The sequence below is a fragment of the Methylobacterium sp. 1973 genome (assembly GCF_040545035.1).
GTDB lineage: Bacteria > Pseudomonadota > Alphaproteobacteria > Rhizobiales > Beijerinckiaceae > Methylobacterium > Methylobacterium fujisawaense.
Genome location: NZ_JBEPLA010000019.1, coordinates 31,371 through 46,706, shown reverse-complemented (window position 1 = coordinate 46,706; position 15,336 = coordinate 31,371). Strand labels below are relative to the sequence as shown.

Below are 15,336 nucleotides of genomic sequence, written 5' to 3'. Positions count from 1 at the left end.
GCTGCAGCCCGGGAAATTGCGCCGTGGCGCCCGCGTGGCTAGAGGGCGGCGCGGGTCGCGAGGCCCGGCCGAATCCGGGGGCCCCAGCTTGATCACGCGCCGCGTCCTGACTGCCATCGGGCTCCTCGCTCTCGCGCCGTTCCCCGGCCTCGCCAGGGCCGCCTCCGGGGGGCCGCGCCTCGCGCCGCCGGAACCCATGGATCTCGACCGGCTGAACGCTCTCGCCCGGACGCTGCGGGACCGGCCCTATGCGCCGCCGCCCGAAGCCCCGGCCTCGGCCGCCCTCGACGCCCTGACCTACGGACCGCTCCAGGAGATCCGCTACCCGCCGGGCCACGCGCTGTTCGCCGAGAGCCCGTACCCGGTGACGTTCTTCCACCTCGGCAACTTCTTCCGCCACCCCGTGAAGGTCTATGCCCTGGAGGGCGGACAGGCGCGCGAGGTGCTCTACGCCCACGACCTGTTCACCTATCCGGCCGGCAACCCGGCCAAGGACGTCCCGGACGGGGCGGGCTTCGCGGGGTTCCGCTTCCAGAAGGCGCCCGCCGGACAGCCCGGCGACGACGGCGACTGGCTGGCCTTTCTGGGGGCCTCCTACTTCCGCGCCGCCGGAGACGGCGCGCAGTACGGCGCCTCGGCCCGGGGCATCGCCATCGACACCGCGCCGGCACCGGGCAGAACCGAGGAATTCCCGGTCTTCACGCGCTTCTACGTGAGCCCGGCCGCGGACGGCGCCGTGACCGTGCTGGCGCTCCTCGAAGGTCCGAGCTTGACGGGCGCCTACCGCTTCGTCGCCCGGAAGGAGCCGCATGTCGTCATCGACGTCGCCTGTACGGTCTACATGCGCAAGTCGGTGGAGCGGTTCGGCATGGCGCCCCTGACCTCGATGCTCTGGTACTCGGAGGGCATGAGCCGCTTCCTCGCGAGCGACTGGCGGCCCGAGGTGCATGATTCCGACGGTCTGCTGATGCAGACCGGGGCCGGCGAGCTGATCTGGCGGCCGCTCAACAACCCGCACCGCCTCAGCGTCAGCGCCTTCGCGGACCGCGCTCCGAAGGGCTTCGGCCTGCTCCAGCGCGACCGCGCGTACGAGAATTACATCGACGACGGCTTCGAGGAGAACAGGCCCGACATCTGGGTCGAGCCGCAGGGCGACTGGGGCCGGGGCAGCGTCCAGCTCGTGGAGATCCCGACCCATCAGGAAACCGACGACAACATCGTCGCCCTCTGGGTGCCGGACGACCCGCCTCAGGCCGGATCCGACCGCAGCTTCGCCTACCGGCTGCGCTGGACCGTGGAGGAACCGGTCGCCACCGATCTCGCCCGCTGCGTCGCCACACGGGCCACCAAGGCCGCGTGGCTCGCGGACGGGGACCGGCGCCCGGGCCGCGCCAATCTCGTGCGGCAATTCGTGCTGGAATTCGCGGGTGCGGCCCTGTCGGGCCTCAATCCCGAGACGGCCACGGTGGCGTTGACCCTGTCGCGCGGCAGCGCCGAGGAGGTCGGCGCCACCTGGGCGCCCTACGGCAAGCCGAGCCCCTGGCGGGTCTTCTTCAAGGTCTATGCCGAGGGCTTGGAGCCCGTGGAGATGCGTCTGCAGCTCAAGTCCGGAGACCGGCTGCTCTCCGAAACCTGGGCCTACCGGTACGACCCGCAGGCGCCCGGCACGGTGCTGTGAGCCGGGCGCGGCGGATGCGGGATGCGGCGCGTGGGTCTTGAGGGCCGCAGGGCCTGCGCCCATGTCCGTCTGCGTGCCGCTTTGCCCCGCACAGGCCCCCCGCCGCATCCGAGACCGTCATGACCGGCGAGGGACCGCCCGGCCCGCATCTTCCGGAGGCGCTGACGCGGCTCCTCAAGGCGCCCAGAGCAGCGATCTGGCCGACGCCGGAGGACCGCCATCGCCTGCGCCCCGGCCGGCCGCGCCCCCGCCAGCCGAGCCGCGCCGTGCTGGGTGTCTGGATCTGGGCAATCCTTTACAACGTCCTCGGCTTCGCGATCCTCGCGGCGCTGTGGTGGACGATGCGCTGACCCGATGAGCCGATTTGCCCTGATCACCCGCCGGACACTCGTCGCGGCGGCCCTGCTGCTCGGCCCGGGCGTCCGGCCCGGCGCGGCACAGAGCCCGGGCGATGCGCTCAACGCCGATGACGGCACCGGGGCGGTCAAGGTCTGCTCGCCCGTGGCGATGCCGCGCTGGCGCTCCATGACCCCGGTGCCCAAGACCTGGACGTTCCTGGACTGCATGGGCTTCTCGGGCGAGATGGGCGCGACGCACTTCCAGCTCGGCTGCCTCTTCGCCAACGTCACGCCCCACGCCCAGAAGTACGCCTGGGGCGCGATGGTGCCGATCGAGAAGTCGGCGATGGCCAAGGCCCAGCCGCCGGTCCCGAACTGCGGCTGGTAGAGCCGGGTCTCGCCCGTCGACCTCCTGGCCGATCCGGCGTGCGGGCGGGTCAACGCGGAAGAGGATGCCACCGAGCGGGCTTCCGGGCCCGCGTCGCCTGCACCGCGCCGTCCTCTCCGACGGCAGGCCGGTCAGCCTTGAGGCGGAGCCGGGCCTGCCCGGTTTCGCCCGGCACTGCCGCCGCCGCGCGACAGGCCTGGTGACGATCGCCGAATCGCGGCCCTTCCGCGGTGCGGGACAGCCGGCCCTGGCGGCGTCCCGTGCAAGCACGCCTGGAGGTCCAAGGGGCATGGACCGGTCTGAGGCCGGCGCCTGCCCGGCCCGGTCCAAGCCGGTCCGACGCGGATTGCGGCGCAGAGACGGCGATCGCGGTGCGGACAGGGCCGCGTGTCCCTGACAGAGGACCACCGCCTGCGCGGCGGGACGCGGCGCATCGGCACCGATACCCGGCCGGCCTCTCTCCGGTGGGGACGTGACCGGCGCGTCGGCACGCCACGGACCTGGCGTTCGGATACGGTCGGGATCACCGATGAACCGGCCTCGTCGGCGCAGAGGTGCCTTACGCCGGCGAATCCTCAGACCGCCGCAGCGGGCCGATCAGGCGCTCGTATTCGGTTTCGGCCGGCCCGTAGGTCTGGCCGGCAGCCTCCTCCAGGCGGGCACGGCTCAGGACCCGGATCCGCCCGCGCCGAGCCCGGATCAGACCGGCCCCCTCCAGCGTGTGGATCGCCACCGTGACGGTCGGGCGACGCACACCCAGCATGATCGACAGGAACTCGTGCGTCACGGACAGGTCGTCGCCGTCCTGACGGTCGTGATACATCAGCAGCCACCGCGCGAGCCTTTCCTCGGCAGGCGCCCCCGCGTTGGCGATGGCGGTCTGGGCCACCTGAACCAGGAAGGTCTGGACGTAGCGCAGAAAAAGAGTGCGCAGCGAAGCGCTGGCTTTCACCGCGTCGCGCAGCGCCGGCACCGCGATCCGGTGCCCGTGACCGGCAACCTGCATGAAAAGTTGGTACGGGATCGTGTCCGTCCCCAGCAGCAGCGCCGGCGTCGCCATGCCGTCGCGGCCCACCAGGCCGACCTCGATGCGCCCGCCCTGGTCGAGCGTCGACACCATGGAGCACAGGCCGGTGTCGATGAAGATCGCATACGGGATCTCGGCCGCCGGTTCGACGAGCACATGGCCCAATGGGAGGTCGATCGCCTCGAGATGCGGTCCGAGCAGCGCGCCATCCGCCTCGGATAGGGCAGCCAGAAGACGGTTTTGGTGTCGCATCGGCCGCAAGCGTACGCAGAATTCGGCATTGGCACGCCAGCTCAAGTCCGCGAGCCATTGTGCCCAGGGAGCCATGCTCGGATCATCGGACAATAGCGAGCGGATATCGCATCCCGTCGCGGAACCGTCCGCAACCGAACAAAGCAACGCGCAGCTTAGTCGGACATCTCGGCAGACACGCCGGGATAAAGGGGAACACAGCGGCCCCCGAGACCTGCTCTCAGACTGACCGTGGCCTCCTGGCGATGGAGCGGGAGCGCCACACCCCCGGAACTTCAGCGCAGTTGCCAACACGCCTGTGCAAGGCCGCGCTTTGACCCGCGCCACGGTTCGGGCTAGAGAAGGCCTGGCGGAGCAAGCAAGAACCATGCCGTGAGCAGCGTGGCTCAGGCTGGCGAACCGCGCCGGAAGGGCATCGAGGCCTCACATGAGTTTGGTGCAACGGCTGGAAGTGCGTCAGGGCCAGGCCCTGGTGATGACGCCGCAGCTTCTGCAAGCGATCAAACTCCTGCAATTGTCGCAGCTCGATCTCGCGGCCTATGTCGAGGCCGAGCTGGAACGCAATCCGCTGCTGGAGCGCGCCGAGCCGGAACTGCCCGGCCCCGGCGAGACCTCCGAATCGAGCGGCCATTCGGACGATGCCTCCTCCGACGGCCTGGAGGTCACAGAACCCGAATCATGGCTGTCCGCCGACCTTAACCCGAGCCGCGGCGAGATCGAGAGCGATTTCGACACGCGCCTCGACAACGTCTTCCCGGACGAGACACCGGTCCAGGCGCGCGAGGCGGGTGGGGGCGACATGCTCTCGCTGACGCCGCCGCCCTACGGCAGCACCGGGGGAAGCTTCGACGCCGAGGCGCCCGATTTCGAGGCGACCCTCACGGCCGAGACCTCGCTGCGCGATCACCTCGCGGGCCAGCTCGATCTCGCGACCCGCGATCCCGCCGAGCGGCTGATCGGCGGCTTCCTGATCGACGCCGTCGACGAGGCCGGCTACCTGCGCGAGACCGTGGAGGACGTGGCCGAGCGGCTCGGCGCCGACCCCGCCCTCGTCGGCCGGATGCTGGCGCTGGTGCAGACCTTCGATCCGCCCGGGATCGCGGCCCGCGACCTCGCCGAATGCCTCGCGATCCAGCTGCGCGAGCGCGACCGGTTCGACCCGGCGATGCAGGCGCTGGTCTCGCGTCTGGACCTCGTCGCCAAGCGCGATTTCGCGGCTTTGCGCCGGCTCTGCGGCGTCGACGACGAGGACCTCGTCGACATGCTGGGCGAGATCCGCCGCCTGGATCCGAAGCCGGGCCGCGCCTTCGGATCGAGCGCCGTCGAGGTTCTGGTTCCGGACGTGTTCGTGCGCGCCGCGCCGGATGGGTCCTGGCTGGTCGAGCTCAACAGCGAGGCGCTCCCCCGCGTCCTGGTGAACCAGAGCTACTACGCCCGCGTCTCGCGCAATGCCGCCGCGGAGGGCGATAAGGCCTTCCTGTCCGAGGCCCTGCAGAACGCCAACTGGCTGACCCGCTCGCTGGAGCAGCGGGCCCGCACCATCCTCAAGGTCGCCACCGAGATCGTCCGCCAGCAGGACGGGTTCTTCGTCCACGGCGTCTCCCACCTGCGGCCCCTGAACCTCAAGACCGTGGCGGAGGCGATCGGCATGCACGAATCGACCGTCTCGCGAGTCACCTCCAACAAGGCCATCGGCACGAGCCGGGGGACCCTGGAGATGAAGTACTTCTTCACCGCGGCGATCCCCGGTGCGGCCGGCGCGGCCGCCCATTCCTCCGAGGCGGTGCGCCACCGCATTAAGCAGCTGGTCGACGGCGAGACGCCGGACGACGTGCTGTCCGACGACGCGCTGGTGCAGAAGCTGCGCGGGGAAGGCGTCGACATCGCCCGACGTACGGTGGCGAAATACCGGGAATCCCTGCGGATCCCGAGCTCGATCGAGCGCCGCCGCGAGCATTTCGCCCACGGTTCGGGCCAGCACGCCGCCCTGGCGCTGCGCTGATCGCCCGGATGGGGTTGCGCCGGGCGCGCGTCCGGCCCATCCGTCGTGCCGTTTGCTCGACGCCTGGACCTGCGATGACCCCGACCGGAACGCCCCCGCGCAGCCTCACCGCCATCGTGCTCGCGGCCGGGAAGGGCACGCGGATGCGCTCGGACCTGCCGAAGGTCCTGCATCGGATCGCCGGGCGCAGCATGCTCGGCCATGTCCTGGCCGCCGTACAGGCGGCGGGGGCGGGCCGGATCGCCGTGGTGGCCGAGCCCGGCCGCGACGACGTCGCCGCCGAGATCGCGCGGGCGGCCCCCGGCGCCCAGGTCTTCCCGCAGGCCGAGCGCCTCGGCACCGCCCACGCGGTCCTGGCCGCCCGGGAGATCCTGGCCGAGCCCGACGACGACGTGGTGATCGCCTTCGGCGACACGCCCCTCATCTCGGCCGAGACCTTCCTGCGCCTCCGGGCGCCCCTGGCCGACGGCGCCGCGGTGGCCGTGCTGGCCTTCGAGACGGCGACGCCCACCGGCTACGGACGTGTTCTGACCGAGGGCGACCGCGTCCTGGCGATCCGCGAGGAGAAGGACGCCAGCGCCGCAGAGCGGGCCGTGACCCTGTGCAATGCCGGGCTGATGGCGCTCGCCGGACGGCACGCCCTGGCGCTGCTCGCCCGCATCGGCAACGACAACGCGGCCGGCGAGTACTACCTGCCCGACGCGGTGGCGCTGGCGGTGGCCGACGGGCTTCCGGTCACGGTCGTGCCGGTGGACGAGGCCGAGGCGCAGGGCGTCAACGACCGGGTGCAGCTCAGTGTTGCGGAAGCCGCCTTCCAGGCGCAGCTGCGTCGCACCGCCATGCTGGGCGGCGCCACGCTGATCGCCCCCGAGACGGTGTTCCTCAGCCACGACACGGTGCTGGGGCGCGACGTGATCGTGGAACCGAACGTGGTGTTCGGGCCGGGCGTGCGGGTGGCGGACGGGTGCACCGTGCGCGCCTTCGCGCATCTCACCGAGACCAGCCTGGAGGCGGGGGTGAAGATCGGGCCGTTCGTCCGGTTGCGCGGACACGCCGTGCTGGAGGCCGGCGCGGAGCTCGGCAATTTCGTGGAGCTGAAGAACGCCCGGATGGGTGCCGGCGCCAAGGCCGCGCATCTCACCTATCTCGGCGACGCGGAGATTGGGGCCAAGGCCAATATCGGCGCCGGCACGATCACCTGCAATTACGATGGCGTCCTCAAGCACAAGACCACGATCGGCGCGGGCGCGTTCATCGGCTCGAACTCGGCGCTGGTGGCCCCCGTCACGGTGGGGGAGGGCGCCTACGTGGCTTCGGGCTCGGTGATCACCGACGACGTGCCGGCGGACGCCATGGCGGTGGCCCGCGGCCGGCAGGCGGTGAAACCGGGCTGGGCCGGGAAGAAGCGCGCGGCGCTGCAGGCCGAGAAGGCGCGACGCGGGAAGAGCTGAGGCCCGACGGACCGAACGGGCCGGGGCTGGCCCTGCGCCGCCCCGATCCGGTACAAGTCGCGTTTGGCCCAGCATCGAGCGGGGCGGCCTGGACCTTGCGCAAGACCCTCGCGCGGCCAGCCGGGCACGACAGCGAGAGACACACCCATGTGCGGCATCGTCGGCATCGTCGGGCGCGACGCGGTGGCGGGACAGGTGATCGAGGCCCTGCGCCGGCTCGAATACCGCGGCTACGACTCCGCCGGCATCGCCACCCTGGAGCACGGCCGGCTGGCGCGCCGCCGGGCCTCGGGCAAGCTCGTCAACCTGGAGGCCAAGCTCGCTGAGGAGCCGCTCACCGGCACGCTCGGCATCGGCCACACCCGCTGGGCGACCCACGGCCGGCCCAACGAGACCAACGCCCACCCCCACGCCACCGCGCGTCTGGCCGTCGTCCATAACGGCATCATCGAGAATTTCCGCGAGCTGAAGCAGGAGCTCGAGGCCGACGGCGTCGTGTTCGAGACCGAGACCGACACCGAGGTCGTCGCCCAGCTCGTCAGCCGCAACATGGACCGGCAGATGGGCCCGGTCGAGGCCGTGGCCGCCGCCCTGCCGCGGCTGCGCGGCGCCTTCGCGCTGGCCTTCATCTTCGCCGGCGAGGAGAACCTGCTGATCGGCGCCCGCCACGGCGCGCCGCTGGCGGTCGGCTTCGGCCAGGGCGAGACCTATCTCGGCTCCGACGCCCTGGCGCTCGCCCCCTTCACGGACGCCATCACCTATCTCGACGAGGGCGACTGGGCGATCCTGAACCGGGCGGGCGCCGAGATCCGGGACGCCTCGGGCGCCACGGTGGAGCGGCCCCGACAAAAGATTGCCACGCAGGCCTACCGGATCGACAAGGGCGAGTACCGCCACTTCATGGCCAAGGAGATCCACGAGCAGCCCGAGGTCGTGGGCCGCACGCTCGCCCACTACGTCGACATGGCGCAGGGCCGGGTCGTGCTGCCCGAGGCGCTGCCCTTCGACTTCGCCAAGCTCAGCCGCGTCTACATCACCGCCTGCGGCACCGCCTTCTACGCCGGCCTCGTCGCCCGGTACTGGTTCGAGCAGGTGGCCCGCCTGCCGGTGGAGATCGACGTCGCCTCCGAGGCCCGCTACCGCGAGGCGCCCCTGGAGAAGGACGGGCTGACGCTGGTGATCTCGCAATCGGGCGAGACCGCCGACACCCTGGCCTCCCTGCGCTATGCCAAGAGCCAGGGCCAGCACACGCTGAGCGTCGTCAACGTGCCGACCTCGACCATCGCGCGGGAATCCTCCGTGGTGATGCCGACGCTGGCCGGGCCGGAGATCGGCGTCGCCTCCACCAAGGCGTTCTCGTGCCAGCTCACCGTGCTGCTGTGCCTCGCCATCGCGGCGGGCCGCGCCCGCGGCACCCTCGACGCGGCGGGCGAGCGTCGGCTGGTCGACGCGCTGATCAAGGCGCCGGGCCTGATGGCGGAGGCGCTGACCCACGAGGCGGCGATCGAGGGCCTGGCCCGGGAGGTCTCCAAGGCGCGGGACGTGCTCTATCTCGGCCGCGGCACCAGCTACCCGATGGCGCTGGAGGGCGCGCTGAAGCTGAAGGAGATCAGCTACATCCACGCGGAGGGCTACGCGGCGGGCGAGCTGAAGCACGGCCCGATCGCCCTGATCGACGAGAGCGTGCCGGTGATCGTGATCGCCCCGCACGACGCGGTGTTCGAGAAGACCGTCTCGAACATGCAGGAGGTGGCCGCGCGCGGCGGCCGCATCGTGCTGATCGGCGACGCGAAGGGCGCGGCCGAGCACGGCCTCGACACGCTGGCGACTTTCACCATGCCGGCGGTCAACGCCACCGTGGCGCCGATCGTGTACGCGGTGCCGATCCAGCTGCTCGCCTACCACACGGCGGTGTTCATGGGGAAAGACGTCGACCAGCCCCGGAACCTCGCCAAGTCGGTCACGGTCGAGTAGGCGCACCGCCCCCCGTCCGGGCTACGGATGCGCGGCGCCGTCCTTGCTTACCCGGCGAGGCACCTTCGCCGCGGGAAACCGGGGCTCGCTCGAAGCCGGCCCGCAACACACCGCGCACGCTGGCGGGCGCGGCGACCGGGTCCCATCACCCTTGCCCAGGATCGATCCATGACCGCACGCGACGCCGACGTTCTCCAGTGGCTCGACGGGCAGGAGGGCGCGATGCTGTCGCTCCTCGAGGAGCTGGTGAACATCGATTCCGGCTCCTACGACAAGCCGGGCGTCGACGCGGTCGGCATCCGCATCGCGGAGTTCCTCGCCGGCCACGGCATCCCGGTCACGACGATCCCGGTGGAGGGCTACGGCGACGCGGTGAAGGCGAGCGTGGCCGGGTCCGGCGGCGGCAACCGGCCGGTCGTGCTCATGGGCCATCGCGACACCGTCTTCCCGAAAGGGGAGCCGACGCGGCGGCCGTTCCGGGTCGCCGACGGCCGCGCCTACGGGCCCGGCGTCGCCGACATGAAGGCGGGCCTCGTGATGAACGCCTTCGTGCTCGCCGCCTACCACCGGGCCGGCGGCGCCCCGGTGCCGCTCGTCGGCCTGTTCACCAGCGACGAGGAGATCGGCTCGCCGGCCTGCCGCCCGATCATCGAGGAGACCGCCCGAGGCGCCCGCGCGGTGCTGAATTCCGAGCCGGGGCGGCCGACCGGCAACGTCGTCACCGGCCGCAAGGGCGGGGTGTTCATGCATCTCGAGGTGCTCGGCAAGGCGGCCCATTCCGGCGGCAACTACGCCGACGGGCGCAGCGCCATCCTGGAGCTCGCCCACAAGACCGTCGCGTTCCACGCCCTCACCGACCTCGACCGCGGCACCACGGTGAATGTCGGCCTGATCGCCGGCGGCCAGTCGGTGAACACCGTGGCGCCCCGGGCGACCTGCGAGATCGACCTGCGCTACGTGACCCCACCCGACCGCGAGGCGGCCATGGGCCGGATCGCCGCGATCGTGGCCGGATCGACGGTGCCGGACACCACCGCGCATCTCACCATCAAGGGCGAGTTCCTGCCGCTCGTGCAGGACGAGGCCTCGCGGGCGCTGTTCGAGACCTATGCCCGGGTGAGCGCGCAGGGCGGCAATCCCGTCACCGGCGAGTTCGCCGGCGGCTGCGCCGATTCGGGCTTCACCGCCAGCGTCGGCTGTCCCACCCTCTGCGCGGTGGGCCCGGTGGGCGGCAAGGCCCACTCGCCCGAGGAGTACCTGGAGGTGGGAAGCCTCGTGCCGCGGGCGCGCGCGATGGCCGAGACCATCGCGGCGCTCTGACGATTCAGAGGCCGACCGTCGCCAGCCCGGCCGCGCCGCGGCGGTCGCCGTCTCCGGGCGGACGCCGCGGCGCCGGACGCGCCTGTCCGTTCGAGGCGCGGGCGGCGGCCAGGATATCGCGGCCGGCCGCCAGATGCGGCCGGTGCTCAGGAGCTTCGGCGATCACGTCCGGGGCCGCTAGCGCCGCCGGCGCGCCTACGGGCGCAGGGCCGCCACGAGGCGCAGCAGGAACCCGTCGAGGGCCGCCTTGTCGATCCAGCGCAGCACCGCGACGAGGTCATGCTCGGGATCGCACCAGATCACGTTGTTGCCCGCCCCGAGGGCGCTGAAGGCCGAGGCCGGCAGTTGCGGCCTGGCGGCCGCGCCGCGGTTCAGCCACCAGAGGTAGCCGTAGCTGTCCAGCGTCGGGGACGGCGTCAGCATGGCGCGGATCCAGCGCTCCGAGAGGAGCTGCCGCCCGTTCCAGGCGCCGCCGCGGGCGACGAGGAGGCCGAAGCGGGCGTGGTCGTCGGCCCCGATGAACAGGCCGCCGCCCCAGTGGCCGCCGCCGGGGACCGACTGGACCCGCGCGCCCGCGACCTCGACCCAGGCCGTGTCGTAGCCGTGCCACGCCCAGTCGCGGGAGGCGCCGATCGGATCCATGATCCGCTCGCGGAGCACCTCCGGGAGGGCCCGGCCGAAGCGGCGCATCAGGCCGTACGACAGCAGGTTCACCCGGACGTCGTTGTACTCGTAGTAGGTGCCCGGGCGCCGCAGCGCGCGGGCCTCGCCCTTGCGGCTGTTGTCGGCGCCGGGGCCGATCTGCCGGAAATGGTCGACCTGATCGGACTTGCCGAACAGCGTGCCCTGCCACTCGCTCGATTGCTGCAGGAGGTGGCGCCACGTGATCGCGCCATTGTGCGGGCCGTCGAGCAGCGGGTCGGGGACGCTGTCCCGCACCGGCGCGTCGACGTCGGGGATCAGTCCGTCGTCGTGGGCGAGGCCGGCCAGCACCGCGAGGTAGCTCTTGGCGATCGAGAAGGTCATGTCCGGGCGGGCGGTGTCCCCCCAGGCGGCGACGCGCCGGCCGCCCTTCAGGATCACGCCAGCCGGGCCGCCCCGCGGACGCACCGGCCCGTCGATGGCGCTCCAGGGCCCCGTCTCGTTCCACTCGACGATCCCGACGTAGCGCCCGTCGGGATAGTACAGGCTGCGCGGCCACGCGCTCTCGTGGGCCTCCGCGAAGGCGACCGCGTCCGCGAGCCGCCCGGCATCGAGCCCCGCCGCACCCGGGTCCTGCTCGGCCCAGTCCTGCGTCGGCCAGTACGGCCCGGTCGCTTCGGTCACGCGCGTTCTCCCGACGGTCCTCTCCGGTGCGGACGCATGCAGGGCCTGCGCCGCGGATCGGACCATCCGTAGAGCCATCGCCCCCGCGGGGGCAGAGCGCGTGGCGCAGTTCGGGCCTCGCCCCGCGCACCGGAGCCGGATGTGTCAGCCCTTGCCGGTGAAGCGCACGGCGCAGCCCGGACGGGCCGCGACGAGGCCCGCGCCGCGCGCGCGGCCGAGGACCATGCAGGCGGTCGACAGCCCGTCGGCGGCGAGCCCCGTCGGCGCGGTCACCGTTACGGACGACAGGGCGCGCGGCGACCGGCCGGTGGCCGGATCGAAGATGTGATGGTCGGCGCGGTCGTCCGAGAAGCTCATGTTGTAGTCGCCCGAGGTCGCGGCGAAGCCCGTGAACGGGGCGATGACGGCGGCGACCGCGCCGGGATGGCGGGGATCGGCCAGCCCGAGGCGCCAGGGCGTGCCGTCGGGATGCGCGCCGGCGGCGCCGAACTCGCCGGTATCCACGAAGGCATCCGCGATCCCGCGCGCCCGGAGCGCCGCCATGACCTGGTCGGCGGCATAGCCCTGGACCAGGGCGTTCAGGGTCAGGGCCGTCCCGGGCTCCAGGACGACGCGGTCCGTCCCCACCTGCACTCGCTGCCAGCCGACCCGCGCCAGGGCCGCGCGCAGGGCTTCCGCCCCGGGGCGCTCGCCGCGGGCGGCGGCCTGGGCCCAGACCGGCCAGAGCGGCTGGACTGTCGGGTCGAAAGCGCCGCCGGTCTCGGCCGCGAGGGCGAGGGCGAACCGCAGCAGGACGACGAGGTGCGGGTCGGGGGCCTCGAGAACGCCATCGCGATTGAGCCGCGCCAGGGCGCTGTCGGACCGGAACAGGCTGGCCGCGTCCTCCACGGCGCGCATCGCCGCGAACCCGTCGCTCAGCGCCGCCTCGATGGCGGATGGGTCGGGCCCCGCGGCGGTCAACGCCACGGTGGTGCCGAAGGCGAGGCCGGCGCGGGTGCGCAGCGCCAGCCCCCTTGACGCCGCGTACGCGCGGAACGCCGCGACGCCGCCGAGCGCGGCCAGCCCCGCGGCCCCGACGAGCAGCCGGCGCCGGCCGGGCGCGAAGTGGACCGGCGCGCTCATCCGACGGTCACCGGCCGGGGCGCGGCGCGGCGGCCCCGCTTGCGCGCCACCACCTCCGGCACGCACTGCCCGGGATCGTGGATGATCGTCACGCACTCCATGCACTGGAAGCACTCGGCGTAATCGACGCGGCCGGAGGGCGCGATGGCACCGTAGCGGCAGCGGACCTTGCAGAGCTGGCAGGGCGAGCCGCACTCCGCCCGGCGCGGGATCCAGTCGAGGATCCGGACCCGCCCGAGGAGGGCGAGGCCGGCGCCGAGCGGGCACAGGTAGCGGCAGAAGCCCTTGAAGACGAACAGGTTGAGGACCAGCAGCCCGGCCGCGTAGGCGACGAACGGCCATGCCCGGACGAAATACAGGGTGATGGCGGTCTTGAACGGCTCGACCTCGGACAAGGTGTCGGCGAGGGGCGACCCCGCCGCGGCCGCGCCGAGGATGCCGGCGAGGACGACGTATTTCAGCGACCGCAGTGCCCGGTCGAGGCCGGGCGGCACCGCGACCGGGCGGATGCGCAGCGGCCGGGCCAGCAGCCCGACGAATTCCTGGAGCGCGCCGAAGGGGCAGAGCCAGCCGCAGAACGTGCCGCGCCCCCAGGCGACCAGGGCAACCAGCGCGAAGGCCCAGAGCACCAGCGAGGGCGGATCGTAGAGCAGGAAGGCAAGGTCGTGGGTCACCGTGGCGGCCCGCACGAGGCCGACGAGGGTCACGATCGACAGCTGCGCCTGCGCGAACCAGCCGACGAAGCCGAGGGTCAGCGCCAGGAAGCCGAGGCGGAAGAGGGCGAAGCGGCGCCGGTCCGCCACCAGCGCGCGCTGTCGGCTCAGGACCGGCACCAGCACGGCGAGCATTAGCCCGATCAACGCGAGTTCGGGCGCCCGGGCCCGCCAGGGGTCGGTCCAGCTCGGCCCGTCATCCGGCCGGATCCGGGTGAACAGGTCGGCGGGGAGGGCGGTCTCGACCGTGAAAGTCCGGGCGATCTTCTCGGACAGGATCTGGCCGCGCTCGCGGACGATCGTCTCGGTCAGCACCCACGGCGCGGACGGGTCGAACCCGGCGGCCTGGTCGATCCGCAGGATCGTCCAGGGTCCGGGCGGCAGGCCCTCGGCGAGGCCGGCCCCGCGGCGCTCCACCGCCATGTCGCGGGCATTCACGATCAGGCCGCCCTGGCTGATCGCCAGCCTTTCGGGAACGGCGCCCAGGACGAACCGGTCGCCGACCGGGTTCTCGGGCGCGTCCTCCGGTCCGGCGCTGATCACCATCACAGCGTGGTTGCCGGGGCCGAGTTCGTGCATCAGCGCGTCGTAGCGGGTCGGCCCCAGCAGGTTGCGGCCGATCGCGGGCGGGTCCAGGGCGGCGACGTACAGGTCGGTCAGGGCGGCATCGGGCGGTCCCTCGGACGGGTCCGCCACGCCCGTGCCCCTGAAGGCCGACGCGGCATCGGCGTTCGTCACCGTCAGCCGCCTCACCCAGCCGCGGGCGAGGAGGTCGGCCAGGGCCAGGGGCTTGTAGAGATCGGGCTTGGCCTCGACCTTCAGCCCGACATTGGCCGCCCCGAAGCCGAGTTTCGCGCGGGCGACCGCCAGGGCCGAGGCGAGGATCGACTGGTTGATCACCCGGGTCGAGGCGGTGGCCATGGAGATGCCGTCCACCGTGGTCTGGGGCGCGGCGCCGGCGGCCCGTGCGTTCGGCCGGCCGACCCGGATCGCCTGCCGGGCCGAGAGGCCCGCATACTGCTCGACGAAGGCGAAGAGCGGCTCCGGGCCTAGGCCTTCGAGGAAGACCGGCTCGTGATGCGAGAGCACCGTCACGTCCCGGAAGGTGCCGTCGGGGGCGAGCGCGATCAGCAGGTCGGGAGGCGTGCCGCCGAAGCCGGGGATCGGCGCGAGATCGACGGATTCGAAGGCGTAGGCGAAGACCTCGTAGGACCCGGCCTGCTGCTTCAGGATGGGCCAGACCGGGAGCCTGTCGTCCTTCTCGCCGACGACCAGCGGAGGCGGGAAGTGTCGTTCGAGGGCGGCCCGATCGAGCTGGCCGGCGGCGGCGGGGTGCGCGAGCAGGACAGCGAGAAGCAGCAATGCGGCGCGCAGGAGCAGGCCCGCGCCCCGGCCACCACCCACCGCGGCCCGAGGCGCGGGCGGCTGCGGAGACGCTCCGCACCGCATCCGCCGGGCCTTCCGCCTGCCTCCGCCCCTGGCAGCGTCGGTCACGCATCCGGATTGAACACGGCCGCTGGCGGCAGAGCGCGACGGGCCCCCTCTCCCGTGCGGGAGAGGGCTGGGGTGAGGGATCGGAACGTCCAATATGGAGCACGCCGTCGACGTGCGGGTCCGCTGCGCCTTATCCGGATGCCGCACGTCCCTCACCCTGTCCCTCTCCCGCACGGGAGAGGGGACCCGCGCTCCGTCCCGTAGCCGCGTCGCCGCTGCCGATGCGTGGATCCGATCGCCCTCACGGGAGC

At 72.6% G+C, this 15,336-nt stretch carries 11 protein-coding genes; 7 read left to right on the top strand and 4 right to left on the bottom strand.

The window, feature by feature from the left end:
* The first annotated feature begins 88 nt into the window (after positions 1-88).
* From ABIC70_RS25820 to ABIC70_RS25810, 3 genes are all read left to right on the top strand, one after another.
* Positions 89-1,678, top strand: a complete 1,590-nt coding sequence (locus ABIC70_RS25820; protein ID WP_354441846.1) for an OpgD/OpgG family glucan biosynthesis protein — start codon at positions 89-91, stop codon at positions 1,676-1,678.
* Between the two features lie 119 nt (positions 1,679-1,797).
* Positions 1,798-2,028 (top strand): hypothetical protein, encoded by a 231-nt coding sequence (locus ABIC70_RS25815; RefSeq protein WP_043353127.1) that lies wholly within the window; start codon positions 1,798-1,800, stop codon positions 2,026-2,028.
* Positions 2,029-2,032: 4 nt separating this feature from the next.
* Entirely contained in the window at positions 2,033-2,404 is a 372-nt protein-coding gene (locus ABIC70_RS25810) for a hypothetical protein (protein WP_043353125.1), read from the top strand.
* A 559-nt stretch (positions 2,405-2,963) separates the two neighbouring features.
* Here the strand turns inward: ABIC70_RS25810 and ABIC70_RS25805 are convergent.
* A complete protein-coding gene (locus ABIC70_RS25805; RefSeq protein WP_043353123.1) occupies positions 2,964-3,683 on the bottom strand; it encodes a Crp/Fnr family transcriptional regulator in 720 nt (239 codons plus the stop codon).
* Between the two features lie 427 nt (positions 3,684-4,110).
* Here ABIC70_RS25805 and rpoN point away from each other — a divergent pair, with 427 nt between their 5' ends.
* The 4 genes from rpoN to ABIC70_RS25785 all read left to right on the top strand — a co-directional run bounded on the left by rpoN (position 4,111) and on the right by ABIC70_RS25785 (position 10,430).
* The gene (gene rpoN / locus ABIC70_RS25800; RefSeq protein ID WP_043380582.1) at positions 4,111-5,685 is read left to right on the top strand and encodes an RNA polymerase factor sigma-54; all 1,575 of its coding nucleotides are present in this window, start codon (positions 4,111-4,113) and stop codon (positions 5,683-5,685) included.
* 74 nt (positions 5,686-5,759) lie between these two features.
* A complete protein-coding gene (gene glmU / locus ABIC70_RS25795) occupies positions 5,760-7,136 on the top strand; it encodes a bifunctional UDP-N-acetylglucosamine diphosphorylase/glucosamine-1-phosphate N-acetyltransferase GlmU (protein WP_354441843.1) in 1,377 nt (458 codons plus the stop codon).
* A gap of 147 nt (positions 7,137-7,283) precedes the next feature.
* Positions 7,284-9,110 carry a glutamine--fructose-6-phosphate transaminase (isomerizing) gene (gene glmS, locus ABIC70_RS25790; protein ID WP_179696711.1) on the top strand — a complete coding sequence of 609 codons (1,827 nt, stop codon included), beginning with the start codon at positions 7,284-7,286 and terminating at the stop codon, positions 9,108-9,110.
* 168 nt (positions 9,111-9,278) lie between these two features.
* Positions 9,279-10,430, top strand: coding sequence for a M20 family metallopeptidase (locus ABIC70_RS25785; RefSeq protein ID WP_043757692.1), 1,152 nt, complete (start codon positions 9,279-9,281; stop codon positions 10,428-10,430).
* Positions 10,431-10,625: 195 nt separating this feature from the next.
* On the opposite strand, the gene ABIC70_RS25780 is transcribed toward ABIC70_RS25785, so the two are convergent.
* The 3 genes from ABIC70_RS25780 to ABIC70_RS25770 form a co-directional block, all read right to left on the bottom strand.
* On the bottom strand, positions 10,626-11,756 hold the full coding sequence (locus tag ABIC70_RS25780) for a serine hydrolase domain-containing protein (RefSeq protein ID WP_043380573.1): 1,131 nt from the start codon (positions 11,754-11,756) through the stop codon (positions 10,626-10,628).
* A 144-nt stretch (positions 11,757-11,900) separates the two neighbouring features.
* On the bottom strand, positions 11,901-12,878 hold the full coding sequence (locus tag ABIC70_RS25775) for an FAD:protein FMN transferase (RefSeq protein WP_182591500.1): 978 nt from the start codon (positions 12,876-12,878) through the stop codon (positions 11,901-11,903).
* Complete coding sequence (locus ABIC70_RS25770; protein ID WP_354441840.1) at positions 12,875-15,040, bottom strand: 4Fe-4S binding protein; 2,166 nt, start codon at positions 15,038-15,040, stop codon at positions 12,875-12,877. The genes ABIC70_RS25775 and ABIC70_RS25770 overlap by 4 nt, the downstream gene beginning before the upstream one ends.
* Positions 15,041-15,336: the final 296 nt, after the last annotated feature.

Bases quoted from the DNA above. Each gene is read 5' to 3' on its own strand.
- ABIC70_RS25815 (WP_043353127.1), top strand. From the start codon at position 1,798: ATGACCGGCGAGGGACCGCCCGGCCCGCATCTTCCGGAGGCGCTGACG.
- ABIC70_RS25810 (WP_043353125.1), top strand. From the start codon at position 2,033: ATGAGCCGATTTGCCCTGATCACCCGCCGGACACTCGTCGCGGCGGCC.
- ABIC70_RS25805 (WP_043353123.1), bottom strand. From the start codon at position 3,683: ATGCGACACCAAAACCGTCTTCTGGCTGCCCTATCCGAGGCGGATGGC.
- rpoN (WP_043380582.1), top strand. From the start codon at position 4,111: ATGAGTTTGGTGCAACGGCTGGAAGTGCGTCAGGGCCAGGCCCTGGTG.
- glmU (WP_354441843.1), top strand. From the start codon at position 5,760: ATGACCCCGACCGGAACGCCCCCGCGCAGCCTCACCGCCATCGTGCTC.
- glmS (WP_179696711.1), top strand. From the start codon at position 7,284: ATGTGCGGCATCGTCGGCATCGTCGGGCGCGACGCGGTGGCGGGACAG.
- ABIC70_RS25785 (WP_043757692.1), top strand. From the start codon at position 9,279: ATGACCGCACGCGACGCCGACGTTCTCCAGTGGCTCGACGGGCAGGAG.
- ABIC70_RS25775 (WP_182591500.1), bottom strand. From the start codon at position 12,878: ATGAGCGCGCCGGTCCACTTCGCGCCCGGCCGGCGCCGGCTGCTCGTC.
- ABIC70_RS25770 (WP_354441840.1), bottom strand. From the start codon at position 15,040: ATGCGGTGCGGAGCGTCTCCGCAGCCGCCCGCGCCTCGGGCCGCGGTG.